The sequence below is a fragment of the Bacillus cereus group sp. BfR-BA-01350 genome (assembly GCF_022663775.1).
In the GTDB taxonomy this organism is placed as follows: Bacteria; Bacillota; Bacilli; order Bacillales; family Bacillaceae_G; genus Bacillus_A; species Bacillus_A paranthracis.
Map to the genome: position 1 here is coordinate 161,757 of NZ_JAKUGD010000002.1, position 25,593 is coordinate 187,349.

Genomic DNA, 25,593 nt, shown 5'->3' on the forward strand with positions numbered 1-25,593 from the left:
AGATGAGACTAAAAAGTGCTCTTATGGCCCTGAAAAATAGATTGCTCATTTCTATTTTTCTCTTAATACAATTCACGTTTGGGTTAGCAGCAATAACCCTTTCCATTAATATGCTTTGTAATTTTCACTATCTTGAAAACAGTTCCAACTCGTTGCTAGATTTAGAAAGTACATATTTCATCACTTATGATGGGATGACTACTGATAGGTTGAAGGCAGATCAATTTAATAAAGGACAAGTCGAAGAAATTTATAAAAAAATGCAGCAAAATAAAGATGTGATTTCGTATGGTACATACGAAGAGAGCATAATCGAACTAGAATCCAGCAATCGACCGCTTCAAGAAAGTATGTTAGAAGAATTGAAAAACAAAACTTTTCGCGATAAAAACCCTACTATTCGTATAATTACAATAGATGAAGATTATTATAAATTACTGAATATACCTATAAAAACTGGAGCAGGCTTTTCGTATCGAGACTTCCACAAAAATAGTGAAGAGAAAACGAATGTTTTGGTAGGTCCTTACTTTAAGAAATATTTTCAAATAGGGGATACAATCAATAATCAATATATGATTATTGGATTTTTACCGGAAAATAAATTTATTATAGATGGTAACGGAGTGAGTATATACCAGAAATTAGACAAGGCTATGTTATCACCCATGCCAATTGATAGATATGAAAACTATGAAATAATGTTTTCAAGATTACATCAAAGTACAATTATGAATTTAAAAAGAGACACAGATGTAAACAAACTACAAGAAATGATTCAACTGAAGGGAAGCGACGTTACGTTATACTTAAAAAATTTAGGAGAAGAAATAAATGAAGCCGTTACTAGTAGTATGGATACGGAAAATATCGATCTTATAGTAGGAAGTCTATTTATTTTATTTATAATAGCGGGAATGGTCGTAACGACAATTGTTTCCATCATAATGAGAAAGAGGGAATTTGGTATTAAGATGGTCCTTGGAGAAAGTAAGTTTGGGATGTTCATTCAAATTGTATTAGAAAACATATGTATTGCGATAGTGGGTATGTTTTTATCGATAGTTTACTTTTTATGGAGATACGAGAATCATCTACAAGTTTCGAAGGACTTTGATACGGCGTCTGTACGCGAAATAAATTTAAATATGCCTATTTTATTATTTGTATTCCTATTCTTACTAGTGATCATCATTATTTCAAATCTCATTGTCTTCTTGTTTATTAGAAAGCTCGAACCGAAAACATTAATAGGGGGGATGGAATAATGAGTTTAATTGAATTGAAAGACATTAAGAAGGTGTATAGTAATAAGAATTACAATACGTTCGCGTTAAACGGTATAAATTTAACGATAAATAAGGGCGAAATTATAGCGGTAATGGGGCGATCAGGCTCAGGGAAGAGTACATTACTAAATGTTATCGGGCTAATTGATATGCCAAATGAGGGTGAATATACGTTAAATGGAAAATCATTAACTGAAATTAGAGCAAATAAAGTTCATAAAACAAGAAATGAAATGATCGGATTTATTTTTCAATATTTTGCATTGTTAAAAGAACATACTGTACTGGATAATGTAGTGCTACCACTCACATATAGAAAGTTAAAGCAACGGGAAAGAAAAAATAAGGCGAAGTTCTATTTAGAAAAAGTAGGTTTAAAAGAACATATGCATAAAACACCTGACGAGCTATCAGGTGGACAACAGCAGCGAGTCGCAATTGCAAGAGCGTTAGTAGGTGAACCAGAATTAATATTGGCTGACGAACCAACCGGAAATTTAGATAGAAAAACAGGAGAAGAAATTATGAATTTGTTATTACAACTGAATGAAGAAGGACGAACAATTATTATTGTAACGCATGATATGGAAGTAGCGAATAAGTGTAATAGAATTATTGAGTTAGTTGATGGGGAAGTTGTGCGGAGTTAGTAATTTAACAATTATATCTAATTTAAGAATCCGTATTGATTAATTTTTTAAGATGGATCCTTTTTATTTGTAGGATTAAAGTAAAATAAAAATCCCCCCGTAACTTTTTATGATAGAAATTCGTTTAACAAAAGAAACGATTTTTAATGATGAATGGGGGAGAACCATGAAAATGTTAATACTAGGTGGTACACGATTTTTGGGAAGAGCTGTGGTAGAAGAGGCTTTGAACAGAGGGCATGAAGTTACATTATTTAACCGCGGAACAAACAAAGAAGTTTTTCCTGAAGTGGAGCAGCTGATCGGTGACAGAAATGGTGATGTATCAAGCTTAGAAAATCGAAAATGGGATGTCGTCGTGGATACATGTGGGTTTTCTCCGCATCACATTCGGAATATTGGAGATGTCTTAAAAGATAATATAAAACATTATATATTCATCTCAAGTCTTTCTGTATATAAAGATTGGATTCCGCATGGCATAAAAGAAGACTATATATTACAACCTGAACCAACGGAAGAGCAAATAAAGGCTGTAGAGAATGGTGAAGTATCTCCTTATGAGTATTACGGTGCGCTGAAAGTATTATGTGAAAAAGAAGCAGAGAAGTATTGGCCTGGGCGTGTTTTACACGTAAGAGCAGGACTTCTTTCAGGAATGTTCGATTATACAGATCGACTTCCATACTGGATTCAGCGTGTAGCAAAAGGAGGAGAAGTGTTAGTTCCAGGAAGAAAAGATCGTCCAGTGCAATTAGTTGATATCAAAGATGTCGCAAACTGGGGACTAAACATGGCAGAAAATAATAAAGCAGGAACATTTAATATAACAGGTCCAAATGATAAATTGACGATGGAAGAGCTATTAAATACGTGTAAAAAGGTTACGAATAGTGATGCTGAATTCATTTGGGTAGATGAGTCATTTATGAAGAAACAAAAAGTAGAGCCTTGGACAGAGATGCCTTTATGGATTCCGGAAACTTTTCCATTAGATGGTGAGACGAAGCCGTGGAAAGGCGGGTTTTCTATTAGTGTCGAGAATGCTGTGAAAGAAGGGCTTACTTTTAGAAGAATAGAAGAGACAGTTACAGACGTGTATGAGTGGATGAAGTGCACAGACGAATGGGAATTAAAAGCAGGTATTTCAAGGGAAAGAGAAAAGATGTTATTGGATAAGCGGTATGAAAAAAAGAGAGTTTAAATAAGAATCTTGTGAAAAAAGGACTCTGTTTATTGGTTAAACAGAGTCCTAATATGAATCTACCACTCAATCGGTTCTTCCCCATACATCTCCCATAGCTTAGGAAACATCTTTTTTAAACCTTCTTCATCGTCTTCATCCCAGTCAAATTCAAAATCAACATCGTCGAATTCTTCATTAGATAAGACATGGTAAAGTGTAAAGTAAGTATCATCATGTTTTTCTAGTGTGCAATGTGATTGTAACATATGTATATGCACTTGTAATGATGAAAAATAAGAGTTTAGAAAATTCGAAAATGATTGAATGAAGTGAATAAATTTAGTAACCTTATTTGTACAGTAATTACATAATTGTTTTGTGATAATTTGATATTTATATAAAGGGGTGTTACGGATGGATCTTACGTTTAAATTAGAGGAAACATGTTTTAATTACCGAGTCGGAGCAATTTGTAAACATGATAATAAAATACTCATTCTGCAAGGTGACGGTGAAGGTTTTTGGTATGTACCCGGCGGAAGAGTGAAAATGCTAGAAAATAGTGAAGATGCGTTAAAACGAGAGCTTGCTGAAGAGTTAGCGGTTTCTATTGAGATAAAGAGATTATTATGGTCAGTAGAAAATTTCTTTACACTTTCTGAGCGAAAGTTTCATGAGATTAGTTTTTATTATGAAGTAGAGCTACATGAATTACCTGCAAATGGAGCGGATCAATATATTTTGGAAGAAGAGGGTAGAACGTATTTGTTTAGATGGGTGCCAGTAGAAGAACTGCATACATATAACTTACAGCCTGCATTTATAAAAGAGAAAGTAAAGGATGTATCAGTTCACACAGAACATATCGTATTACAAAAGTAAATGTATTCGGAGGGAGAAACGATGAAGGGAACTAAAAAAGAGATACATATAAATGACAAAGTAATTCATTACACACATATCGAAAAAGGTTCTAGTACGGTTTGCTTTATGTTTTCAGGTTCAGGATATAATTACGATAAGCCGTTATTTTATTACGCGACGATGCTTATGCTTGAACATCAAATTGATGTTGTACATATTCATTACTCTTACGACGAACAGGTAATGAATAAACCAATAGAAGAACTAACGAAAGTAATGATGAATGATATTAATCCTATAATGAATGAAGTATTAAAAGATGAGCAATACAACGAGACGATGTTTTTAGGGAAGTCACTCGGAACAATTCCGATTGCAAATGATTTAATGAGAAGAGACAATTTTTTAAAGTCGAAAATGATAGTACTTACACCTTTACTAACTTTTGAATCTATTTTTGATTCTATTTTACATAGTAGTCACGAAGGGCTTTTAGTTATTGGGGATAAAGATCACCATTATAATGCAAATCAAATTGATCAGTTATATAAAACGAATTTAACGATTGACGTTGTCAAAAATGCAAATCATTCTGTAAATGTTGGGGAATATGAAACAGAGAATTCAATTGAAGCACTAGCAAAAATAATAGAAAAGCTTCAAGAAGTTGTTAGGAAAAAATAACTTATCAATACATGCAAAAAGAGGTGCAATTTGCACCTCTTTTACTTTAATAAGCCTTCAACACATGAAGCAAATAATCCTTACGATTCAGCGGATTATAATCAACACGTTTTCGAGTAGGGAAGGGAGGTTTCAGTTTTGTGAAACCAGCTGGCTTCGTTGTAAATATGCCTTCTCCTTCTGTAAAGGAATGGAGCATGCGTTTAAAATTCTCTGTTTTTGCAACAGGTAATGAACCTGTTAATTGATAAGAATCATTATTGAATATAGGCTCTGCAAAAGTTGCTGGGATGGCAGCGAGCTTATACATTGCGGTACTAATTGCCTGCTCTGGTACAGTTAATTCAAACCCATTAACTGGTTCATATACATATGTTTCAGCTTTCTTTAAAGCATCCATTAAAACGAGTGGCGTTAAGTTTCTAAAGTCACTCGCTGTTGTAACAGGACTAGCATAACCTGTATGCGTTAACGTGACAGAAATGTCCGTAACTTCCCAACCGTATAAACCTTGTTTTAACGTTTGAAATACAGTATCTTCAATCGCTTTATGAAATGCTAAAGGTAGTGAGCCAAGTACAACGCCTAATTTATATGTTATGCCAGAATTAAGTTCACCACGTTCGACTTTGAATCCAACTGTTGCGTAAAATGGATTCGTTTTTTCGCCCATTACTTCAACGGAAATCCCAATGCCAATTGGCTTCTCAATACATACAACTCGCGTATTTGAAAAAGTAACCTGCAAATTATATTTCTCAAAAAGAGTCGTTTCAATTACTTCTTTTTGTACTTGACCGAAAAGGCGAATATATAGTTCATTATGAACATCATCTTTCCACACTTTAATGAGTGGATCTTCTTCACATAGTTCCATAAGAGCAGTGTATAAATCATGAATTCGTTCTTTAGGTACTGCATCGATGGCAGCTTCCATTTGTGGTTCGGCAAAGTGAATATCTTTTATATAATCAGTCCGTGCACCGATAATATCACCAATTTTAATATCACTTAGTCCCCACACTTTGCAAAATTCTCCGCTAGGAACGGTAGAAGTTTGAACAGCATCTCCATTATGAAAAATGCACATTTTTTTAATCTTTTCCTTATGTGGTAGAGACTGATCGCGCTGTATATCAACATGTTTTCTAACGTGTAAGTTACCAGAAAAAACTCTTACATATGCAATCTTTTCTCCAGAAGGTTCACGTTCAATTTTAAAAACAATACCGGACAATTCTTCGTCTTGAGACAGATTATTAGCTGGAAGTAAGGTTGAAATATTTTCAAGTAGTTCAGATACTCCTATACCCGTCATTGCGGAACCGAAGAAAATCGGATACACATTTGCTTGCGCTATTTGTTTAATGAGTTCTTCTCTTAACATTGTGTCCGTTACGATTTCGTTATTTACATATGACTCAAGTAACGATTCATTATATGGTGCTAATCGTTCTATACAATCATCATATGATTTATATTCAATAATACGAGCTTCCTTTGTTCCTTCGTTTAGGACAGAGTAAAAGGGGAATGCTTCATTTGAAAGAATCGTTTTTATTTGCTTTACAATTTTTTCACTATTTGCACTACGACGATCAATTTTATTTACAAATAAAATAGTCGGTATGTTTAGTTTCTGTAACGTTCGCATTAAAATCTTCGTTTGTGCTTGCACACCTTCAACGGCAGAAATAACTAAAATCGCACCGTCTAAAACGCGGAATGATCGCTCCACTTCAGCGATAAAATCAGCGTGTCCCGGTGTATCGATGACATTTACTTTTAAGTCATCAATAAAGAAAGAAACGACGGATGCTTTAATCGTTATTCCGCGCTGCCTTTCTAATTCCATTGAGTCTGTTTGCGTACTTCCGCCATCAACTCGGCCAATTTCTTTAATCACATTCGTTTCATAAAGAATACGTTCAGTCAAACTCGTCTTGCCAGCGTCTACATGCGCGACAATTCCTATATTTATTGTTGTCATATATCAATATCCTCATTTCATTTTCCATTTTCATTTCCTCATTTCTATTTGTGTATTGCCGCATTACAATCACTCTCCAGTCATTTAAATTATTACTATTATAATGTAATTTACATTTTTTGTAACGCCGCAAAGCGCCTTAATTTGGAAAAAATAAAATGAAAACAAAATGCTTGCATTCTTAATCGATATAGATTATATTAATTGACGTATCAACCATTGATATATCAAATGTTTTTTGATTGGATGTAAAGGAGGGGTAATTTGACAAGTTCATGCTCAAAAGAAGCGATTATTTTATATAAATTACACTTTCTAAACAAGGAAGTAAGTTCGAAGTTTGAAGGGTGTACGGGTATGAGCCAATCTCGTTTAGAGCTTATACTTCAGTTATATGAAGTAGGTGAAATTAGTCAAAAAGCACTTCAGCAAGAAGTGAATATTGATAATGCAGCGATTACGAGGCATTTAAAGCAGCTTGAGGCTAATGAAATGATTGTAAGACGTAAAAATCCAGATGATAACAGAATTACGTTAGTTTCTTTAACTGAAGAGGGACGAAATAAAATTCAAGCGTTTCAAGAGGAAAAAGAACGTTTTGCAGCATCGGCATTTAAAGGATTAAGTGAAGAAGAACGCGATAATCTTTTAAATATGTTAAATCACATTCAAGAAAATATAAAAGAATTATAAAAAAGGGAGAATACAACTATGACTAACTCAGTAAAAACAAATGATTTTAACGAAATTTTAACAGGACGTCGTTCCATTCGTAAGTACGATCCTTCAGTGAAAATTAGTAAAGAAGAAATGACAGAAATTCTTACAGAAGCAACACTTGCGCCATCTTCAGTAAACATGCAACCATGGAGATTCGTAGTGATTGAAAGTGACGAAGCGAAAGCAACACTTGCACCACTTGCGAAATTTAATCAATCTCAAGTAGAAACTTCTTCAGCAATGATTGCTTTATTTGGTGATTTAAACAACTTTGATAACGCAGAAGAAATTTACGGTACAGCAGTAGAGCGCGGTTTCATGCCAGCAGAAGTAAAAGAAGACCAGATGAAAAAACTTTCAGCTTACTTCTCAATGGTTACACCAGAAGTAATGAAAGATACTGTACTTATTGACGGTGGTCTTGTAGCAATGCAATTTATGCTAGCAGCTCGTGCTCACGGTTATGATACTTGTCCAATTGGTGGTTTTGAAAAAGACCAAATCGCTGAAGCGTTCGGATTAGATAAAGAACGTTACGTACCAGTTATGTTAATTTCAATCGGAAAAGCTGCTGATAGTGGTTACCAATCAGTACGTCTTCCAGTTGAAAAAGTTGCTGAGTGGAAGTAATTTCAAAAGAAATAAGTGAAATATGAGAGGGGAAACACCATGATTATTATTCACGCAACATTTCAAGTAGATCCAGCGAAACAACAAACATTTTTAGAAGAAGTTCAACCATTACTTCATGGTTCAAGAGAAGAAAGTGGAAATGTATCTTATGATCTTTATAAAGATGTAGAAAAAGAAAATGTGTATACGATGGTAGAAGTATGGAAAGATGAAGTAGCAGTTGCGAGTCATAATACGAGTGAACACTTCACATCTTTCGTTAGCAAAGTAAAACAGTTGTTAACTGCTCCTCTTGATATAAAAGCTTATAATGGAGAGTTAGTAAAATAATGAGAAAGATGACTTTAGCTTATAGTGCTAAGGTCATCTTTTTTATTTTGACAGGAATATATTTACTTTTATCGTAATGTGTTATAATTTGGAAAATAATAATTCTTAATTTTCAGAACAAAAGAAAATGGGGGGATAAATAGATGAACACATTAAAGAAAATCACTAATAATATTTCGAAAGTTATTATAGGAAAAGATGAATCCATAGAACTTGCAGCCATTGCTCTAATAGCAAAAGGACATATTTTATTAGAAGATGTACCGGGGACAGGAAAAACAACACTAGCGAAAAGTTTGGCTAAAAGCGTGGACGCAAAATTTCAAAGAATACAATTTACAGCGGATACTTTGCCCGGAGATGTTATTGGTCTTGAATATTTTAATGTGAAGGAATCGGATTTTAAAACGAGGTTAGGTCCTATTTTTGCAAATATAGTATTAGTGGATGAAATTAATCGGGCTGTACCGAGAACACAATCTTCGTTACTCGAAGTTATGGAAGAGCGTACTGTTACAATTGCAAAACAGACGCATTCATTACCAGAACCTTTTTTAGTAATTGCAACGCAAAATCCTCTTGAATCTGCGGGTACATTTCCTTTACCTGATGCTCAATTAGACCGATTTTTACTTACGATTCGCCAAGGTTATCCTACGAGAGAAGCTGAAAAGGAAATGATGAATCGGTTTCAAACGAATGATCCGTTAGAAACATTACATCCTATTATTTCAAGTGAAGAAATTATTATGATGCAAAAGCGTGCAAGAGAAGTGTTAGTAGGAAATGATGTACAAGATTATCTTCTTGAAATTATTGAAGCAACGCGTAAGCATGAGCTAATTGAAATTGGTGTAAGTCCGCGCGGCACATTGGCATTTATGAGGGCAATCCAAGCACGGGCAATATTAAATGAAAGAGATTACTGTACGCCAGATGATATAAAACAACTCGCTGCTTCCATATGTGCTCATCGTTTAACGTTAACGATTGAGGGAGAGATGAAAACGACGAAAGAACAAATTATGAAAGAAATTCTTCATACGATTAATGTGCCGGTGGAGAATGTACGATGAATCAACAGCTTGTGTATACACCTTTAGCGGAGCCTTTCGTAATAGGAGTTATGTCAGTTGTAGCCGTTATTTTAAGTGTATTTTCAAGTAATCTACTCATATTATCTCTCGTATTTTTGTATGTAATTTTAATAGGTGCTATGTATGTATATATACGTAAAGTATCTCGTGTTCAATGGGAATACAGTCAAGGGAATTCGAACGTTTTTATAGGTGAAACGAACAGATGCAAAATAAAAATTTCAAACAAATCAATTTTTCCTATTTTTAATGTTGTATTTCGATTTAAATGTGAAAATAAGCTAACTTGGAATCATGATGATATAAACAAAAATCATAGTACAGGTTCAAATTATTATATGAATTTTAATTTAAAAGGAAGGGAGTCAGTTTCATTTGATTTGCAAGTTGTAGCGTTAAAAAGAGGCATCGCGAAATGGGAAGAAGTTGAAATTGTGATTACCGATCTCTTTGGATTTATAACGAACCATATCACATATAAACAAGTTGATACGCCCTCTTATTTAGTCTTACCAGCTGTTCCGAAAATACAAGTTCCGGAATTACAAGAATGGTCACGAGGATTTCGAAAAGCGATGTCTTCACCCTTATATGATGAAACGAAAGTAATGGGAGTAAAGTCTTATGAAAATGAGGATTTTCGTTCCATCCACTGGAGTGCAACGGCGAAAACGGGGACGATAACTGCGAAAAAGTATGAGCGAACGCAATCAGATAAATACGCGATTTATCTCAACTTGCAAAATAAAAGTGGTGTTTCTTTGCGAAATGATACAGAGGAACTAATCGAATTAACGGCGGGTATATGTAAACAATTGCTCATGCAAAACTGTTCATTTGAAGTATGGATCAATAGTGTAAAAGATAACGGTTTGCTACATATAAAAAATGGGGATAATCGGAAACACTTGCAAAATGTATTAAGGGTACTTGCCTCGATATCAGACCAAGATACGCCTGTATCTTCTTCTTATTTTTACACAGCAGGCTTTCGTCGAAAGGAACTGGATGCGGTTCCTTTAATCCTTGGTACTTCACCAAAGAAATACAGTAGAACGAATAAATGGATTGTAATGAAAGAATAAGAAGGGGCTTATGTCATGGCGAATAAAAAGCGACATATGAAAGTGAAGTTATGGGGTGTAAGAACTTTAATCATACTTTTCTTTGCGATTAGTGCGATAACGTTATCACAAGGTGTTGTGTATGTACAAGACATAGTAAAAGGGCTTTTTTCTAGTAAGACGGAGATAATATCAGAAAGAAATTATGATTTTACTAGTGTAGACGCACAGTTTGATGAACCTGAAAGAATTATAGATGAAGAAACAGGAGTTGTAGATACAAGAACGAAAATAGATAGGGAAATTCCACTTTTTGTACGAAAAAATTCATGGACTGATGTGTTTTCTGTTCTTTCAAATTCATGGATTAGTGTCATTTTTTATGTAATTATTGCAGTGGTCATTTTATATGCTGTTTATAAATTAATGAGGAAAAAGGTAACGAAATCAGAAATAGAACAGGGTAAACAATCGATAACAAAAGAAAATACGGATAGAACCGAAAAGAACAAGAAAGTGATGCATCAGTTTGAACAGCCGTTACCTAAAGATACGATAAGGAAAACATTAGTTGAATGGGAAAGAACGTTACCATTTCATGAACAGAGAAGATCCTATGAAACGATGCAACAGTGGTTAAAAAGAATTAGTAGAACGAGAAATATTACTTCGTTATATGAGTCTGTTCGTTATGGTGAAAAGACTTATACGGAGTTAGATGTGGAAAAAATAATGAAGTGGGTAGAGGGAGATGGGAAGGTGGATGTGTAAATATCCACCTTTACTTTTTTGTAGAGAAATTTGATTATCATGAATCATTTTCATATATAAAACTGCCTCCAAATAAGAAAATGAAATTAACTGTAAATTAACTTTATTTACTTATACTTCATTACATGTTAACCTATACTTAATTTTTATAAATTATAATTAATTTTTAAGTTTTTTAAGGGTGTGAAAATGTAATGAAATCGGTATTAAAAAGCATACTTATTTCCTTTGTTTTTTCTGCTGTAAGTATGTGTTGGTTGCTGTTCTTATTATTTAAAGGGGACGGAGACTGGTTATTGTCTTGGGTAGGCGTATTCATGGCATATTTATCTTTGTATACTTTAATAGATTTATATTGTAAAAATACATACGATAAAAAAATAAATAAATGGCTTATAAAAACAGCGGTGACTAGCTTTAGTTTTGCGGTATTAGGAATCTCGTTTTGTATCATACACGAGCTATTAACACCATGGAGTCTCAGTTTAATGGTGTGGTATTGGTTGGTAATGTTAGTGTTATTTTTAACGACCATAATCTCATTAGTCAGTCTCGTATTTGTGAATCGTAAAAATCACAATTTCACCAGTGGATATAGAATGCTCATACTTCTAAATATATTTCTTACATTAGGTCCAGTATTATGGCCACTATTACTTTCTATTATTGGAAATGGAATGAATGCTAGTGCAGGCTGGTAAAAATGAACTTAGATTAGTTGTGTAAAGAATAGGATGAAAAGTTGATATAGAATTTTAAATGTTTATGAGAACATGTTTACATAAAAAATGAAAACATGTTCTCTTTTTATTTGCATGCATAACTCTTCCTCAGTTTACTTTATTTAAATTTAAACGTAAGTATTTCGTAAGGAATGGATAAGAAAAAAGAGAGTTTTATCATATAGGATGAAAGTATAGCTTGAATCAATACGATATGAATAGGGGAGAGAAATCCTTATGAAAAAACGTAATTCAATGAAGTTAGCAAGTTTGACAGTTTTATTAGCGGGTACTACTCTATTTACAACTGGTTTTACTGTGAAAGCAGAGTCTACTCAAAGTATTTCTAATTCGTCAAAAGTACATGATCAAAAGAATCAGAATGGCTGGAAACAAGTATTGCAGGAAACAATCAAAATTGGAGCACCAGGGGTATTAGCTAAGACATCTAATAAAGGAAAAATTAGTAGTTATACTGCTGGCGTAGCAGATTTAAGTACAAAGAAACCGATGAAATCAGATTATCGCTTTCGAATTGGTAGTGTGACGAAAAGTTTTACCGCCACGACTGTTCTTCAATTAGTAGGAGAAAATCGCGTACAACTTGATGATTCAATTGAGAAGTGGCTACCGGGTCTCGTTCAAGGAAATGGGTATGATGGTAATCAAATTACGATACGTCAACTTTTGAATCATACGAGTGGTATCGCTGAATACTTAAAGTCAAAAGATGCTGACATAATGAATTCGAAAAAAACGTATACAGCAGAAGAAATAGTGAAAATAGGTCTTTCTCTACCTCCAGATTTCTCGCCGGGTAAAGACTGGTTGTATTCAAACACAGGATATGTAATATTGGGAATGCTAATTGAAAAAATAACTGGTAATAGTTATGCGGAAGAAATCGAAAAGCGAATTATTGAACCTTTGGACTTGTCAAATACGTTTTTACCAGGTAATTCACCTGTCATCCCAGGAAAGAATCATGCTCGTGGATATGTGAAAATGGAAGAAACAGGCGAGTTGAAAGACATTACGTATTATAATCCGAGTTTAGCTAATGCAGCTGGAGATATGATTTCTAATGCGGATGATTTAAACAAGTTCTTTTCATCTTTACTCGGTGGTAAGTTACTGAAGGAACGCGAGCTAAAAGAAATGCTTACTACAGTTCCTATAGAAGGAAAAGGGATTGGTGATGGATATGGTCTTGGAATCTATGAGACAAAACTTCCAAATGGTGTCTCAGTATGGGGTCACGGAGGATCAATTCCTGGGTTTATGAGTTTTGCTGGTGGAGTAATTGGAGGCAAGCATACATTTGCTGTCAATGTTAACTCTTTAGGTCCAGTTGATATTCTTACACAGTTTGATAAAATGATGCAAGTTGAATTTAATAAATAATAGATGAAAAGAGTTCTACTATAGAGGTATATAAGGACTTGTATGTAATTTAATTGTTATTAAAATATAGTCTTAAAAAACCCGAATCATGAGCAATTTACTTCCCATGATTCGGGTTTTTTATGTGCTGTTACAAGAAAAGTAATGATGTATTTTAATTTTTTTTATTTTACTATAAATCTATTATATTTATTTGATATTTCTTATTTATAGTGACTTTTACATTTTTAAAATATTGCAACATACAAAGGTAAGTAGTTCTAAATTTCGGAGTTAATAATAAGTAAATTCTGATTTTTGTTGAAAAATATTTAAATGTATTTCTGTAATTTACATAATAAGGTACTTTTATCGTATGAATTAATAACAAATAGAATTAAGCATACAAAAATAGATAATTATGATTTGCGTCTAAATGATTGACTATTATGAAATTAGTGATTAATATAGGTTTTATATTTTAATTCCATTTATATTATAAATATGTATTTTATTTCAAGTTTAAATTGTGTCTTAAACTATAATTGAATATATTGTGAAAAAGAATAAGGAGCTGGAACAGCAATAGAAAAGGCTATCTTTTCAAATTGTGTAATGAAATCAAAGGGAGGATAAATATGTATAAACAAGTAGTAGAACTGTTAGAAGAAGCGGCTATATCGTATAAACAATATACACATGAGCCAATATTAGATTATGAAACAGATAGAAAAATTAGAGAAAGGTTTAAATGTCCTATTACGGGGTTGAAGAAAAATGATTAGCATGATATTCAGTTATATATTATTAGGGATTTCATTGTCTGCACCAGTCGGTCCGATTAATGTTGCTCAAATAAATAAAGGAATAAAAAATGGTTTTTTGAGTGCATGGTTAGTAGGAGTCGGGGCGATGTCAGCAGATGTTGTAATGATGTTTTTAATTTACTTTGGTATTTCGACTTATTTAACAACTCCAGTTGCCCAGCTTTGCATTTGGATTTTTGGTTTTGTAACGATGATTTATTTGGGCTATGAAAGTATGAAAGAAGCTACTAAACAAGTTCAATATATTTCATCAGGTGAAAAAGAACATCCTTTAAAATCTTTTCTATCGGGGTTTGCTATCGCAATTTCAAATCCATTAAATATTATTTTTTGGATAGGGATATATGGATCAGTTCTAACTAGTGCTATGAATACTATTGGAAAAGAACAAGCTTTATGGTATAGTGCAGCCATTTTTGCTGGGATTATGCTTTGGGATATATTTATGGCTACATCTATTCATTTTGGTAGAAGATTTATTAATCATACAGTAATGAAATGGATTTCTATAGTAGCAGGAATTGTTTTAATTATGTTTGGAATATATTTTGGCTATGAGGCAGTAAAAGGGATTGAAAGACTATTGTGAAATTATTGATAATTAGAGTGGGTAGTTATTTTTTAGAACTTTATTCATAGCGAACCTTTTGGTTTTTGAATTTGTTAATCGATGAGTATAGGCTAATTCCTTATAGTAAAAGACTTATAGAATCATTCTATAAGTCTTTTTATTGCGGTATAGAAAAATATATAGATATATTCTCTTCTCACAAAGAGAAATAAAATTCTTAACAAGAGCGATAAAATAAATATATAAGTAGTAAAGCAAATTTTAATCAAAGTAGCTTGTTTGCATTTGAAAAATCTAGAATGTTTTTAATTACTATGAATTACTTTCACAACTTTTGTGGGCACTCCTGCAACGACAATGTTTGCAGGTACATCTTTTGTAACAACTGCACCTGCAGCAATAACTGAATTGTTTCCAATTGTCACACCAGGAAGTATGGTTGCACTAGACCCGATCCATACATTTTCACCAATTGTAACAGGGGAGGCGTATGTCGTGTTTCTTGTTTCTAAAGTTAGCCCGTGATTAAGTGTGGCAATTGTAACATTCATACCAATCATACAATTGTCTCCTCTTTGAATCCCACCCCTATCTTGAAAAGAACATCCATTGTTAAAAAATACGTTTTTGCCCTTACAAAATATTCATTAGTCTTTCAAAGGTTCCAGTAAAACAACTTCACAGAAATGTTCATGTTCAAAGGGGGGAAGAAGTGAACAATAAAATGATTTACATTCTGAAAATTGTAATTTTTGCGATTGTTAAATATAATAGGGGTACGTATCGAGTGAGCTTGAATGGAAAATAGTTTAGTTGATTAATTATTTTTCATCTTAATTAATATAGCATTGGAGTTGAATACAGTGGAACAAAGGTATTTCAGATGGAGTAACAAGCAATTACGAGAACATGTTGAAATAATAGACGGTACAAGAAGTCCACACAAATTATTAAAGAATGCAACATACTTAAATTCCTATATACGTGAATGGATGCAAGCAAATATTTGGATCTATGATGACCGTATTATATATGTAGGAGAAAAGCTCCCAGAGCAGTTACATGAATGTGAAGTCATTGATTGTGATGGAAAGTATGTCGTTCCTAGTTACATAGAACCGCATGCACATCCATATCAATTATATAATCCAGAGACGTTAGCGAATCATGCGATGCAATTTGGAACAACAACTTTTATTAATGATAATTTAACTCTATTTTTCACGTTAAAGCGTGAGGAATCATTTCATTTATTAGATGAATTTAAAAAGCTTCCAGCTAGTATGTATTGGTGGTGCCGTTTTGATGGACAAACTGAATTGCAAAATGGGGAATCTTTATTTAATAGTGAAGAAATAATAGAATGGCTACAGCATGAAGCAGTTCTTCAAGGAGGAGAGCTAACAGCATGGCCAAAATTATTACATGGCGATGATGAAATGTTAAATTGGGTGCAGGAAACAAAGCGATTACAGAAAAAAGTAGAAGGACATTTCCCAGGAGCATCTGAAGCAACGTTAGTAAAATTAAAACTGTTAGGTACAGACTGTGATCATGAAGCAATGACGGGTCAAGAATCGTTAACTCGTCTTATGCAAGGTTACACTGTTTCTCTTCGAAACTCTTCCATCCGACCAGATTTAGAAGTTTTATTAAAAGAATTACTGGAATTAGGTGTGAAGCAATTTGATAGATTCTTTTTCACAACAGATGGTTCTCATCCGTCCTTTTATGAAAACGGAATGACGAATGTAATGATTACTACTGCTATAAAGCAAGGTGTTCCAGTAATAGATGCATATCATATGGCAAGTTATAATATTGCTCGTTATTATAATATGGAGCATATACATGGTTCGATTGGGACAGGGAGAATTGCTAATATCAATATTTTAGAAAGTAAAGAAAACCCAGTACCAGCGAGCGTTATTGCAAAGGGGAAATGGGTGAAGCGTGACGGTGTAAATACGCATGAAGCATTACATATAGACTGGGGTAAATGTAAAGTAACTCCATTATCATTAGATTGGTCCATAGAAAAAGAGGATATGATTTTCTCTAATAAAACGGGTATACACTTATTAAATAACGTTATTACAAAACCATATACTAGTAAAATCAACATAGAATGTAATGAATTGTCCACAGATCATGATGAATGTTTCCTTATGATGATTGCTCGTGATGGCAGTTGGCGAGTGAATACAGTTGTGAAAGGTTTTGCGAAAGAACTAGGTGGGCTTGCTAGCTCTTATTCTGGTACAGGTGACATCATTCTTATCGGAAAAAGAAAAGAAGATATGCTTATAGCTTTTCATAGAGTAAAAGAGCTTGGCGGGGGAATGGTAATAGCTGAGAAGAATGAAGTATTACATGAAATCGCATTACCATTGCTCGGAATTATGTCTAATTTAAAAATGAGTGAATTAATACAGGAAGAGAAACAGATGGTGAAATTACTACAAGAGCGTGGCTACGCGTATGATGATCCAGCATTTACAATTTTATTCTTTTCTGCGACGCACTTGCCTTTTATACGGGTAACGCCTATAGGGCTATATGATGTGAAAAGTGGAAAGGTAGTTGCTTCGCCGGTGAATTTGATAAAGTAATATTAGAAAGAACTCCTCCGCTACAGTAGTTATGTAAAGTGGGGGAGTTTTATATTTTAGATGTATTGTTATAAATAGGGTTACATATAAATAATCTCAAAAATAACCTTAAACGAGAACAAATAGATAAATTAGGAAAATATATTTTTAAAACATACTTGACGCATAGGAATTAATGGATTAATATGTGGATATTACTTATTTTACCACTCATTATTTTAATGCTAAAACAAATTGAATAGCTGATTGGATAACCAAAGGCACGTATACATTTCATAATTTTGAAATGTGTTCGTGCCTTTTTGTATTATTCATAGAGCAAGGAGCGGAGGAGATATGAATAAAACGATGCCAACATTAATCGAAGAAACAGATTGGTTGTTTCGTAAAATGGTCCGTAAGTTTGTAAAGGAACGTGACAAAATTAAGATTGAAGGTATTATGTTGCCGGGCATCTTAATATTAAACAAAATTATTCGAGATGGTGAGCAGCGTCTAACTGATTTAGCAGAAGAACTGGATTTTACATCAGGAGCGATTACGGCATTATGCGATAAGTTAGAAGAAAGAGGCCTGGCTATTCGGAAACGTCATCAGGAAGATAGACGAATCACATTACTTGATATTACTGAAGATGGCCTGAAATTTATAAAGCGAAATAATAATATAAGAACAAGTTTTATGTCTGTTTTATTCGATGGATTTTCAACAGAAGAATTACAAGTGCAGACCGAAATTTTTAAACGCTTAGCCCATAATTTAGAACACCTTTCGGATACAATTATGAAACTAAGCAATGAGAATACAGAGGAATAACAAAGAATACTATTACTCTAGTTATTTGGGTCTGAAAATTCAAACTGTTAAAAGGTGACTTATTAATAATATGAATAGGAGTGGAAAGAATGGGACATCCAACAATTTATCCAACAGGGGCAACAGTATATAATCCCGGGAAAGCTTGGAGTGGTTATACAATTTATCAAGCTGCAGATCATGGTGCGTTATTAATTGATATGAATGGAAAGGAAGTACACTTATGGAAAGGACTGCGTGGATTTCCAAATAAGTTATTACCAGGCGGATATGTTTTTGGTCATACAGCACAAAGAGATCCTGAGTACGGTTTTCAAGATGAAGTAGATTTAGTTCAAGTAGATTGGGAAGGAAACATAGTCTGGAGATTTAACCGTCTGGAACACATTGAAGACCCAGGCCATGATCCGCAGTGGATGGCTAGAGCTCATCATGATTATCAGCGTGAGGGAAATCCCGTTGGTTACTATGCACCAGAATTAGAACCGAAAACAGATGGTGGAAATACGTTAATTTTAGCACACAAAAATGTACATAATCCGAATATATCCGATAAGCCGTTATTAGATGATGTCATTATTGAGGTAGATTGGGAAGGGAATATTATATGGGAGTGGGCTGTCAGTGATCATTTTGAAGAACTTGGATTTGATGAAAGTGCTAAAAATGTACTATTCCGTAATCCTAATATTAGATCCTTTGGTGGTAATTCGGATGGAGATTGGATGCATATAAATTCTATGTCTACAATTGGTCCGAATAAGTTTTATGACCAAGGAGATGAACGTTTTCATCCTGAAAATATTATTTGGGATGCTAGGGAGTCAAATATAATTGCCATTATTGACAAGAAGACAGGAAATATAGTTTGGAAACTCGGTCCTGATTATTGTAGCCCAGATGTTAAGCATTTAGGATGGATCATTGGACAACATCATGCACATATCATTCCGAAAGGATTGCCTGGAGAAGGGAATTTACTTGTATTTGATAATGGTGGTTGGGCAGGATACGGTCTTCCAAACCCTGCATCTCCATACGGTTCCAAAAATGCTGTTCGTGATCACTCGAGGATTCTAGAAATTAATCCAGTAACTTTAGAAATTGAGTGGCAATATACGCCAACTGAAGCTGGATATCAAGCTCCTTTAGATTCGTATCGATTTTACAGTCCATATATTAGTTCTGCCCAAAGGCTACCAAACGGAAATACATTGATTACAGAAGGAGCAGATGGTCGGATTTTTGAAGTTACTCGTGAGCATGAGCTTGTATGGGAATATATTTCACCTTATAAAAATAACAGAAACTCCAATATGGTTTACCGTGCGTATCGTGTACCGTATGAGTGGGTACCTCAACTAGAAAAACCAGAGGAGAAAGAAATTACTCCTCTTGATATAGCAGCATTTAGAGTCCCGAATGCTGCAGAAGCTGGTACGGAATCTGTTGTGACAGTCGAAGGAACAATATCTTACGGCACCGGAGATTTCTGTGTAGCGACATTGGAAGAAATAAATAAAATACGAGATTAACGCTAGTAATTTAAAGTGTGGGGAGAGTCATTTCCCCCCCTTATTAAAATGAACTTGATAGGTTTGTTATATGACAAAACGTTTCCATTTCTTTATTTGTAATAATTTAACGTAATATTTCGGTTAAACAAACCTTACTTCAAGCTTGAACAAATTGTTATGGAGGAATGATAAATGGTGAAACTAAAGCCTTTATTTTTAAGTTTATCAATGGTTACTATTTTAGCTGTAGCAGGATGCTCAAACTTTTCAAAAGAAAATGCGGGAACGACAAAAAGTAATGGAAAAGAAACGGCCGCGGTGAAAATGGCTATAGATACAGCTGCTGGCGGATCTTTTCAGTTTAGAGCTGCCGAGAAACAAGGCTATTTTGAGAAAAATAGTATTAAAGCTCAACTATCGAATTTTGCTTATGGAATTGATACAGTTAATGCGGTATTAACGGAACAAGCTGATACAGGTCTTGCTGCTGATTATGCGCTTTTAAATTCGTTAGGAAAAGGGGATATGGTCGTAATTTCAACACTTACGCGAGGAAATGAAAAATCATCAAAAGACAATGAGCTTCTAGTTAGAGAGGGGATTAAAACAGAAAATGATTTAAAAGGTAAAAAGTTAGGCGTACCTAAAGGGACTGTAACGGAGTATGTTTGGGCGAAATATTTGGCAGCGAAACATATTAATGAAAAGGATATTACCTTCGTTCCATATAGTACACCAGACGAAGCTATTGTAGGAATGAAAAATGGTGATATAGATGCTGTTTGGAGTTCTGGTGCATTAAAGGATAAATTTAAAAATATAAAAGGTGTAACAAAATTAGGTGATTTAGAAAGTGCAGGCGTTACAATTGACAGCTATTTATTAGCAAAAAGATCATTCGTCGAGAAGAATCCAAAAGCCGTTGAAAATACAATTAAGGCTCTTTCTGAAGGTATAAAGTACGTAGAAAACAATAAAAAAGAAACAGCAAAACTTGCTTTTGAACAATTGAAACTACCCGAGAAAGATGCATTAAAAGATATTGAAAGACAGAACTATGTTCTTGGATTTACAAAAGAAGATGCTAAGCATCTAGAAGATATGAAAAAATGGTTAGAAGAAAAAGGGAAGCTGAAAGATAAATATGAATTGAAAGATAAGATTGATCTTGAATCACTAAAGAAAGCTTTCCCTGAATCTGTTACTTATAAATAGAATAGGAGTGAAGTATGGTGAGTACAGTAAGTGAAAAAGAAGTATTGAAATCTCCTGTGGCCATTTCTATTTCTGGGTTATCTAAATCATTTAATAACGAACAATTTGTTTTAGAAGATGTAAATTTAACAATTGGGAATGGTGAATTTTTTATATTACTTGGCCCAAGCGGATGTGGAAAATCTACGTTATTAAGTATGCTTGCTGGATTTGTTGAAAAGACATCAGGGAAACTAATAGTCAATAATGAAGAGGTAATTAAGCCTGATAGAAATCGTGGCGTCGTATTTCAACAAGCAGACGCAGCGCTTTTTCCGTGGCTAACAATTAAAGAAAATATTGAATTTGGTTTAAAAATGAAAAAAATGATAAAGCAGACCCGAAATGATATATCCTCTCACTATATAAAACTTGTTGGACTAGATGGGCATGAAGGAAAATATCCAAGAGAACTTTCTGGAGGAATGAAACAAAGAGTTCAATTAGCACGTGTGTTAGCCAATGACTCGCAATTTTTATTAATGGATGAACCATTTGGAGCACTCGATGCAATGACTAGAAGAACAATGCAAATAGAGTTAATTCGAATTTGGAAAGAAACAAACAAAACGATTATTTTTGTCACTCATGATATTCAAGAAGCTCTATTACTTGGGCAAAGAATAGGGGTAATGTCTAAAGGACCTTCTTCAAAAATTGAAAAGATTTACGATATTCCACTACCGTATCCGAGAACATTTACAGATAAAGAATTTAATTACTATTATCAAATGATTCAATCACACTTTGATTGAAAGGAGGTCCAAATATGAGCGTGTTGAAAGATGAGATTGCAAGAAAAGAGACTATTTATGAAACAAATAATTTCAAGATTGGTTTACAAAAGAAGCTATTACAAAGTGGAATTATCGCTTGGATACTTATCCTTACGATATGGAGTGTTGTAGCGAAATTTTCTGATCCGCAATTTTTGCCAAGTCCGATAGCAGTTTTGTATGGAGCAATTGAACTGAGTCAAAATGGTTCCTTATTTATATATATAGGAGTTAGTTTTTTAAGAGTAATAGCTGGATGGATTTTAGGGAATCTTGTAGCCATTCCGGTAGGATTATTAATTGGCCGAATCCCATGGTTAAGAGCGCTATTTGATCCAGTTATCAATTTTATTCGCTTTATTCCACCTCTTGCCTTTATAACATTATTTATGCTTTGGTTTGGTATTGGAGAGCAATCTAAAATTTTTCTCATTATGTATGCAACTTTCTTTATTGTGACGATTAACACAATTACCGGTGTGCAAGCTGTTGAAGAAGATAAAATTCGCTCAGCGAGAAGTATGGGAGCATCAGAATGGCAAATTATGTTCCATGTCATCATACCAGCAGCACTTCCTTATATTTATACGGGGGCAAAGCTTGCAATGGGATCCTCATTTATGGCCATTGTTGGAGCTGAAATGGTTGCAGCTAATGAAGGAATTGGTTATATGATTTGGAATGCAAGGTTATATTTCAAAACAGATTGGATTTTTGTCGGTCTTGTTATTCTTGGATTGATGGGCTTCTTGATGGATCGGATATTTAATAAATTCGGAAGTGTAGTTCTGAAAAGATATAATGTGGTGAAAAAATAAAAAAGAGCCATTTAGCTGACTAAAAAAGGTTAGATAAATGGCTCTTTTTTATGAAAAAAGTCGATGCGTTCTTACTTCTTATTATTTTTCTATCTTGGTTTCAATCCTCTTCACCAAATCAGCTGACACGTTATGAAAATACTCTAACACTATCTTTCTAATATCATCAGATATAACTTTCAAATCACCAGCTAAGTTTTCTGCAAGATGTTCTTTTTCTATCGGTTTTAACTTCGTATAAAATTCACCAGCCTGCGTAAAGTCATCTTGTTTCGTTATTGAAGTTCTTTCAAGTTTACCTTCAACGTATCTTCCGTCACCGCTCGTTATTTGATTAGCAGGTGTCCAATTTTGTTGCTTGTTAATCGTTAATTTCCGAAATTCGGGACCAATTCTTCTTCTTTGAGAATCACTATAAATGTTAACTCGCCCTTGCAACATTTTATCATCTGATAATTCAGCACCGTCAAGTAAATTAGAAGGGGAGAAAGCGACTTTTTCTACTTGTTCCATATAATTTTCAGGGTTTTTATTTAATACCATTTTGCCTACTGGTATAAGAGGATACACCTTTTCATCCCATACTTTTGTATCATCTAGAGGGTCATAAGAAAGATGCGCTTCATCTTTCGGGTCCATGAGCTGGACATATAAACCATATTCCACTGGTTTACCGTTTGCAATTGCATCATATAAATCTTTGCCGCTATAATCTGGGTTTTCGGCAGCCAGTTTATTTGCTTCCTCGCTAGTAATGAATTGTACACCTTCAAATGGGTACCAATGATACTTTACATACTTTCGATTGCCTTCTGCATTTCTCCAAACATATGTATTTACACTATGTCCTGGGATGTGGCGAAGGCTTTTGGCCGTACCATTATCAGAGTACAAACGGACAACGAAATGTATGGATTCAGGTGCTCTAGCGACAAAGCTCCAAAATCTATTAGGGTCTAATAAGTTATTTTTAGGTGAAGGTGACAACGCTTGAATGGTTTCAGGGAAACGCATCGGATCGCGTACAGAAAAGACAGGAATGTGATTACATAATAGATCGAAAATACCTTCTTTTGTATAAAATTTTGTAGAAAAACCGCGTACATTTCTAGAAGTATCAGGTGTTCCTTTCGTGCTAACAGCTAATGAAAATCGCACCATAACGGGAACTTTCTCATTAGCATTTTGTAGGAAATTTAGTTTAGTATGTTCGGGCATTGGATAGATTGTTTGAAAATAACCGAACGCACCAAATCCTTTTACATGAACAGGTCTTTCTAAAATTTTTTCGTGAATAAATTGTTGTAACGCCTCGTGAAGCACACTATCTTGCTCTAGAACAGGTCCACGTGAACTAACTGTTTGGGAGTGAAGTATAGCTTGTTCATTACGTTCTCCATTATCATTAAAGTCTTTCCTTAGTAAAGATTGTCTCTGTTTATCATAGTGTTCATTCATCAATATAGCCTCCAAATCTTTTTCGTCCATTGTTACTAAATATGATTTTATAGCCTTGATTATGTATAACACGCTAAGTTCAAACTAGTTACAGACCGCTAGATGAGAAAAACGCGTATGTAGTGGACCTGTTGAAATAGAAGAAATTATGGAAAAATGAATATCGGGAAGAACATTACTATTAAAATTTCAATCTTAAAAATGAATTTATACATGACTTTATAGAAAATGAACATAAATAAAACAGGGAAAATAACTAGGAGGAATGTAACATGTCGGATTGGTTTCAATTAGATAAAGAGTATATGATGTCAACGTACTGTCGTACAAAGCTTGCGATAGAAAGAGGAGCAGGGTGTAAGCTGTATGATGTGGATGGTAAAGAGTATATAGATTTATTTTCTGGTGTCGGAGTAAATGTATTAGGATACAATCACCCGAAAATCGTACAAACAACAATGGATCAAGTTACGAAGTCGTTGCATTTACCGTTTCATTTTTTAAATCCAGTTGCGATTGAGTATGCAAAGAAATTAGTTGATTGCTCTTTAAAAAACGGAAAGGTCTTTTTTACAAACTCAGGTACGGAAGCGACAGAAACGACGTTGAAATTAATTGATAAATATAGAGCTATTATGCATGAAGAACGTGAAGGAATTGTAGTGTTGAAGAATAGTTTCCACGGGCGTACGTTGGGGGCACTTCATTTTACAAGACAAGAAAGTGTATATCAAAATTTCCCGAAAACATCGATCCCAGTATATGAAGTTGAGCGCGAGAATATAGAGCAATTAGAAGAGACAATAATTCATGAAAATCCAATTGCGATTCTGTTAGAACCTGTATTAGGAAGCGGGGGAATTTATCCATTATCGGGTGAATTTTTACATGGTGTTCAAAATTTATGTGAGAAATATAATGTATTACTTATCGTTGATGAAGTTCAAAGTGGTATGGGGAGAACAGGAAAACTATTTGCTTATCAAAATTTCAATATTACACCACATATTATTCAAATTGGTAAAGGGGCAGGAGGCGGGATACCACTTGGCGGAATTATTGTAGGTGAAAAGTTATGTGATGTATTTGCACCAGGAGATCACGGCACAACATTTGCTCATTCATCAATGGGAACGGCTTTAGGTTTAACTGTATTAAATACATTACTTGACGATGGTTTAATGCAAGAAGCATATGAAACGTCACTATATTTGAATGACAAACTGCAAGACATTCAGAAAGAAAATTCTTATTATATTCAGGAAGTGCGTCATGCGGGGATGATGTTTGGGATAAGTGTGAATGACACGAATGAAAATGTGAAGAAATTACAGATTGAGTTAATGAGTAAAGGAATGTTAGTCGATGTAACACAAGGGAATATTATTCGATTACTTCCGCCGTATATTATTACGAAAGAGGAAATTGACGCATTCATTTATGAGTTTATTTCCTGTATTCATAACATAGCTGCTACAGCAAGTATTTAAAAAAATATAAAAAAATATAAAAAGCTGAAGAAGTCGCTATTTTAGCGGCTTCTTCAGCTTTTTAAAATAGT

General features: G+C 34.0%; 25 protein-coding genes and 1 pseudogene. 22 read left to right on the forward strand and 4 right to left on the reverse strand.

The genetic code is table 11. The features are described 5' to 3' along the window. Nucleotides 1-2: 2 nt before the first annotated feature. From MR147_RS04935 to MR147_RS04945, 3 genes are all read left to right on the forward strand, one after another. Nucleotides 3-1,268, forward strand: coding sequence for an ABC transporter permease (locus MR147_RS04935; RefSeq protein WP_074608520.1), 1,266 nt, complete (start codon nucleotides 3-5; stop codon nucleotides 1,266-1,268). Then, nucleotides 1,268-1,939, forward strand: coding sequence for an ABC transporter ATP-binding protein (locus tag MR147_RS04940; RefSeq protein WP_074608518.1), 672 nt, complete (start codon nucleotides 1,268-1,270; stop codon nucleotides 1,937-1,939). Before MR147_RS04935 ends, MR147_RS04940 begins: the two co-directional genes overlap by 1 nt. 166 nt (nucleotides 1,940-2,105) lie before the next feature. After that, nucleotides 2,106-3,143 (forward strand): SDR family oxidoreductase, encoded by a 1,038-nt coding sequence (locus MR147_RS04945; protein WP_074608516.1) that lies wholly within the window; start codon nucleotides 2,106-2,108, stop codon nucleotides 3,141-3,143. Between the two features lie 59 nt (nucleotides 3,144-3,202). On the opposite strand, the pseudogene MR147_RS04950 reads toward MR147_RS04945, so the two are convergent. Beyond that, nucleotides 3,203-3,358, reverse strand: a pseudogene (locus MR147_RS04950) (DUF4240 domain-containing protein); the annotation flags it as partial. Between the two features lie 181 nt (nucleotides 3,359-3,539). Between MR147_RS04950 and MR147_RS04955 the strand changes: the two are divergent. Further along, on the forward strand, nucleotides 3,540-4,007 hold the full coding sequence (locus tag MR147_RS04955) for an NUDIX hydrolase (RefSeq protein WP_074608515.1): 468 nt from the start codon (nucleotides 3,540-3,542) through the stop codon (nucleotides 4,005-4,007). 21 nt (nucleotides 4,008-4,028) lie between these two features. Beyond that, nucleotides 4,029-4,673, forward strand: coding sequence for an alpha/beta hydrolase (locus MR147_RS04960; RefSeq protein ID WP_074608513.1), 645 nt, complete (start codon nucleotides 4,029-4,031; stop codon nucleotides 4,671-4,673). A 46-nt stretch (nucleotides 4,674-4,719) separates the two neighbouring features. Here the strand turns inward: MR147_RS04960 and MR147_RS04965 are convergent, their stop codons facing one another. After that, nucleotides 4,720-6,663, reverse strand: coding sequence for a GTP-binding protein (locus tag MR147_RS04965; RefSeq protein WP_074608511.1), 1,944 nt, complete (start codon nucleotides 6,661-6,663; stop codon nucleotides 4,720-4,722). Nucleotides 6,664-6,927: 264 nt separating this feature from the next. Between MR147_RS04965 and MR147_RS04970 the strand changes: the two genes are divergently transcribed. From MR147_RS04970 to MR147_RS05015, 10 genes are all read left to right on the forward strand, one after another. Further along, nucleotides 6,928-7,356, forward strand: a complete 429-nt coding sequence (locus tag MR147_RS04970) for a MarR family winged helix-turn-helix transcriptional regulator (protein ID WP_000204172.1) — start codon at nucleotides 6,928-6,930, stop codon at nucleotides 7,354-7,356. A gap of 18 nt (nucleotides 7,357-7,374) precedes the next feature. Next, nucleotides 7,375-8,013, forward strand: a complete 639-nt coding sequence (locus MR147_RS04975; RefSeq protein WP_000185384.1) for a nitroreductase family protein — start codon at nucleotides 7,375-7,377, stop codon at nucleotides 8,011-8,013. 39 nt (nucleotides 8,014-8,052) lie between these two features. Then, nucleotides 8,053-8,346 (forward strand): putative quinol monooxygenase, encoded by a 294-nt coding sequence (locus tag MR147_RS04980; RefSeq protein ID WP_000583838.1) that lies wholly within the window; start codon nucleotides 8,053-8,055, stop codon nucleotides 8,344-8,346. Nucleotides 8,347-8,489: 143 nt separating this feature from the next. Continuing rightward, nucleotides 8,490-9,422: an AAA family ATPase gene (locus tag MR147_RS04985; RefSeq protein WP_074608508.1), complete on the forward strand. Its 933-nt coding sequence runs from the start codon at nucleotides 8,490-8,492 to the stop codon at nucleotides 9,420-9,422. Then, complete coding sequence (locus tag MR147_RS04990) at nucleotides 9,419-10,528, forward strand: DUF58 domain-containing protein (RefSeq protein WP_074608507.1); 1,110 nt, start codon at nucleotides 9,419-9,421, stop codon at nucleotides 10,526-10,528. Before MR147_RS04985 ends, MR147_RS04990 begins: the two co-directional genes overlap by 4 nt. A gap of 15 nt (nucleotides 10,529-10,543) precedes the next feature. After that, nucleotides 10,544-11,278: a hypothetical protein gene (locus tag MR147_RS04995; RefSeq protein WP_074608505.1), complete on the forward strand. Its 735-nt coding sequence runs from the start codon at nucleotides 10,544-10,546 to the stop codon at nucleotides 11,276-11,278. Between the two features lie 194 nt (nucleotides 11,279-11,472). Then, a complete protein-coding gene (locus MR147_RS05000) occupies nucleotides 11,473-11,979 on the forward strand; it encodes a DUF3902 family protein (RefSeq protein ID WP_049110800.1) in 507 nt (168 codons plus the stop codon). Between the two features lie 258 nt (nucleotides 11,980-12,237). Next, nucleotides 12,238-13,404: a serine hydrolase domain-containing protein gene (locus MR147_RS05005; RefSeq protein ID WP_242303722.1), complete on the forward strand. Its 1,167-nt coding sequence runs from the start codon at nucleotides 12,238-12,240 to the stop codon at nucleotides 13,402-13,404. A gap of 617 nt (nucleotides 13,405-14,021) precedes the next feature. Further along, a complete protein-coding gene (locus MR147_RS05010) occupies nucleotides 14,022-14,168 on the forward strand; it encodes a hypothetical protein (RefSeq protein WP_017561334.1) in 147 nt (48 codons plus the stop codon). Next, nucleotides 14,161-14,799, forward strand: a complete 639-nt coding sequence (locus MR147_RS05015) for a LysE family translocator (RefSeq protein ID WP_070171806.1) — start codon at nucleotides 14,161-14,163, stop codon at nucleotides 14,797-14,799. Before MR147_RS05010 ends, MR147_RS05015 begins: the two co-directional genes overlap by 8 nt. Nucleotides 14,800-15,086: 287 nt before the next feature. Here MR147_RS05015 and MR147_RS05020 read toward each other — a convergent pair whose 3' ends face one another. Further along, nucleotides 15,087-15,341 (reverse strand): DapH/DapD/GlmU-related protein, encoded by a 255-nt coding sequence (locus MR147_RS05020; protein ID WP_277930690.1) that lies wholly within the window; start codon nucleotides 15,339-15,341, stop codon nucleotides 15,087-15,089. A gap of 303 nt (nucleotides 15,342-15,644) precedes the next feature. On the opposite strand from MR147_RS05020, the gene MR147_RS05025 reads away from it, so the two are divergent. The 6 genes from MR147_RS05025 (at nucleotide 15,645) to MR147_RS05050 (ending at nucleotide 22,574) form a co-directional block, all read left to right on the forward strand. Further along, on the forward strand, nucleotides 15,645-17,393 hold the full coding sequence (locus MR147_RS05025; protein WP_242303723.1) for an adenine deaminase C-terminal domain-containing protein: 1,749 nt from the start codon (nucleotides 15,645-15,647) through the stop codon (nucleotides 17,391-17,393). A 336-nt stretch (nucleotides 17,394-17,729) separates the two neighbouring features. Continuing rightward, entirely contained in the window at nucleotides 17,730-18,209 is a 480-nt protein-coding gene (locus MR147_RS05030; RefSeq protein WP_098671657.1) for a MarR family winged helix-turn-helix transcriptional regulator, read from the forward strand. An 89-nt stretch (nucleotides 18,210-18,298) separates the two neighbouring features. After that, entirely contained in the window at nucleotides 18,299-19,744 is a 1,446-nt protein-coding gene (locus MR147_RS05035) for an aryl-sulfate sulfotransferase (protein WP_242303724.1), read from the forward strand. Between the two features lie 174 nt (nucleotides 19,745-19,918). After that, nucleotides 19,919-20,941 (forward strand): ABC transporter substrate-binding protein, encoded by a 1,023-nt coding sequence (locus MR147_RS05040; protein ID WP_242303725.1) that lies wholly within the window; start codon nucleotides 19,919-19,921, stop codon nucleotides 20,939-20,941. Nucleotides 20,942-20,955: 14 nt separating this feature from the next. Beyond that, on the forward strand, nucleotides 20,956-21,735 hold the full coding sequence (locus MR147_RS05045) for an ABC transporter ATP-binding protein (RefSeq protein ID WP_000255349.1): 780 nt from the start codon (nucleotides 20,956-20,958) through the stop codon (nucleotides 21,733-21,735). Between the two features lie 14 nt (nucleotides 21,736-21,749). Next, a complete protein-coding gene (locus MR147_RS05050; protein ID WP_000114663.1) occupies nucleotides 21,750-22,574 on the forward strand; it encodes an ABC transporter permease in 825 nt (274 codons plus the stop codon). An 81-nt stretch (nucleotides 22,575-22,655) separates the two neighbouring features. On the opposite strand, the gene MR147_RS05055 is transcribed toward MR147_RS05050, so the two are convergent. After that, nucleotides 22,656-24,032: a catalase gene (locus MR147_RS05055; RefSeq protein ID WP_242303726.1), complete on the reverse strand. Its 1,377-nt coding sequence runs from the start codon at nucleotides 24,030-24,032 to the stop codon at nucleotides 22,656-22,658. 272 nt (nucleotides 24,033-24,304) lie between these two features. Between MR147_RS05055 and MR147_RS05060 the strand changes: the two genes are divergently transcribed. Continuing rightward, complete coding sequence (locus MR147_RS05060) at nucleotides 24,305-25,522, forward strand: aspartate aminotransferase family protein (protein ID WP_242303727.1); 1,218 nt, start codon at nucleotides 24,305-24,307, stop codon at nucleotides 25,520-25,522. Nucleotides 25,523-25,593: the final 71 nt, after the last annotated feature.

What these genes read in the sequence shown, in the direction of transcription:
- MR147_RS04935 (WP_074608520.1), top strand. Translation starts at nt 3, where the DNA reads ATGAGACTAAAAAGTGCTCTTATGGCCCTGAAAAATAGATTGCTCATT.
- MR147_RS04940 (WP_074608518.1), top strand. Translation starts at nt 1,268, where the DNA reads ATGAGTTTAATTGAATTGAAAGACATTAAGAAGGTGTATAGTAATAAG.
- MR147_RS04945 (WP_074608516.1), top strand. Translation starts at nt 2,106, where the DNA reads ATGAAAATGTTAATACTAGGTGGTACACGATTTTTGGGAAGAGCTGTG.
- MR147_RS04955 (WP_074608515.1), top strand. Translation starts at nt 3,540, where the DNA reads ATGGATCTTACGTTTAAATTAGAGGAAACATGTTTTAATTACCGAGTC.
- MR147_RS04960 (WP_074608513.1), top strand. Translation starts at nt 4,029, where the DNA reads ATGAAGGGAACTAAAAAAGAGATACATATAAATGACAAAGTAATTCAT.
- MR147_RS04965 (WP_074608511.1), bottom strand. Translation starts at nt 6,663, where the DNA reads ATGACAACAATAAATATAGGAATTGTCGCGCATGTAGACGCTGGCAAG.
- MR147_RS04975 (WP_000185384.1), top strand. Translation starts at nt 7,375, where the DNA reads ATGACTAACTCAGTAAAAACAAATGATTTTAACGAAATTTTAACAGGA.
- MR147_RS04980 (WP_000583838.1), top strand. Translation starts at nt 8,053, where the DNA reads ATGATTATTATTCACGCAACATTTCAAGTAGATCCAGCGAAACAACAA.
- MR147_RS04985 (WP_074608508.1), top strand. Translation starts at nt 8,490, where the DNA reads ATGAACACATTAAAGAAAATCACTAATAATATTTCGAAAGTTATTATA.
- MR147_RS04990 (WP_074608507.1), top strand. Translation starts at nt 9,419, where the DNA reads ATGAATCAACAGCTTGTGTATACACCTTTAGCGGAGCCTTTCGTAATA.
- MR147_RS04995 (WP_074608505.1), top strand. Translation starts at nt 10,544, where the DNA reads ATGGCGAATAAAAAGCGACATATGAAAGTGAAGTTATGGGGTGTAAGA.
- MR147_RS05000 (WP_049110800.1), top strand. Translation starts at nt 11,473, where the DNA reads ATGAAATCGGTATTAAAAAGCATACTTATTTCCTTTGTTTTTTCTGCT.
- MR147_RS05005 (WP_242303722.1), top strand. Translation starts at nt 12,238, where the DNA reads ATGAAAAAACGTAATTCAATGAAGTTAGCAAGTTTGACAGTTTTATTA.
- MR147_RS05010 (WP_017561334.1), top strand. Translation starts at nt 14,022, where the DNA reads ATGTATAAACAAGTAGTAGAACTGTTAGAAGAAGCGGCTATATCGTAT.
- MR147_RS05015 (WP_070171806.1), top strand. Translation starts at nt 14,161, where the DNA reads ATGATTAGCATGATATTCAGTTATATATTATTAGGGATTTCATTGTCT.
- MR147_RS05020 (WP_277930690.1), bottom strand. Translation starts at nt 15,341, where the DNA reads ATGATTGGTATGAATGTTACAATTGCCACACTTAATCACGGGCTAACT.
- MR147_RS05030 (WP_098671657.1), top strand. Translation starts at nt 17,730, where the DNA reads ATGAATAAAACGATGCCAACATTAATCGAAGAAACAGATTGGTTGTTT.
- MR147_RS05035 (WP_242303724.1), top strand. Translation starts at nt 18,299, where the DNA reads ATGGGACATCCAACAATTTATCCAACAGGGGCAACAGTATATAATCCC.
- MR147_RS05040 (WP_242303725.1), top strand. Translation starts at nt 19,919, where the DNA reads ATGGTGAAACTAAAGCCTTTATTTTTAAGTTTATCAATGGTTACTATT.
- MR147_RS05045 (WP_000255349.1), top strand. Translation starts at nt 20,956, where the DNA reads ATGGTGAGTACAGTAAGTGAAAAAGAAGTATTGAAATCTCCTGTGGCC.
- MR147_RS05050 (WP_000114663.1), top strand. Translation starts at nt 21,750, where the DNA reads ATGAGCGTGTTGAAAGATGAGATTGCAAGAAAAGAGACTATTTATGAA.
- MR147_RS05055 (WP_242303726.1), bottom strand. Translation starts at nt 24,032, where the DNA reads ATGAATGAACACTATGATAAACAGAGACAATCTTTACTAAGGAAAGAC.
- MR147_RS05060 (WP_242303727.1), top strand. Translation starts at nt 24,305, where the DNA reads ATGTCGGATTGGTTTCAATTAGATAAAGAGTATATGATGTCAACGTAC.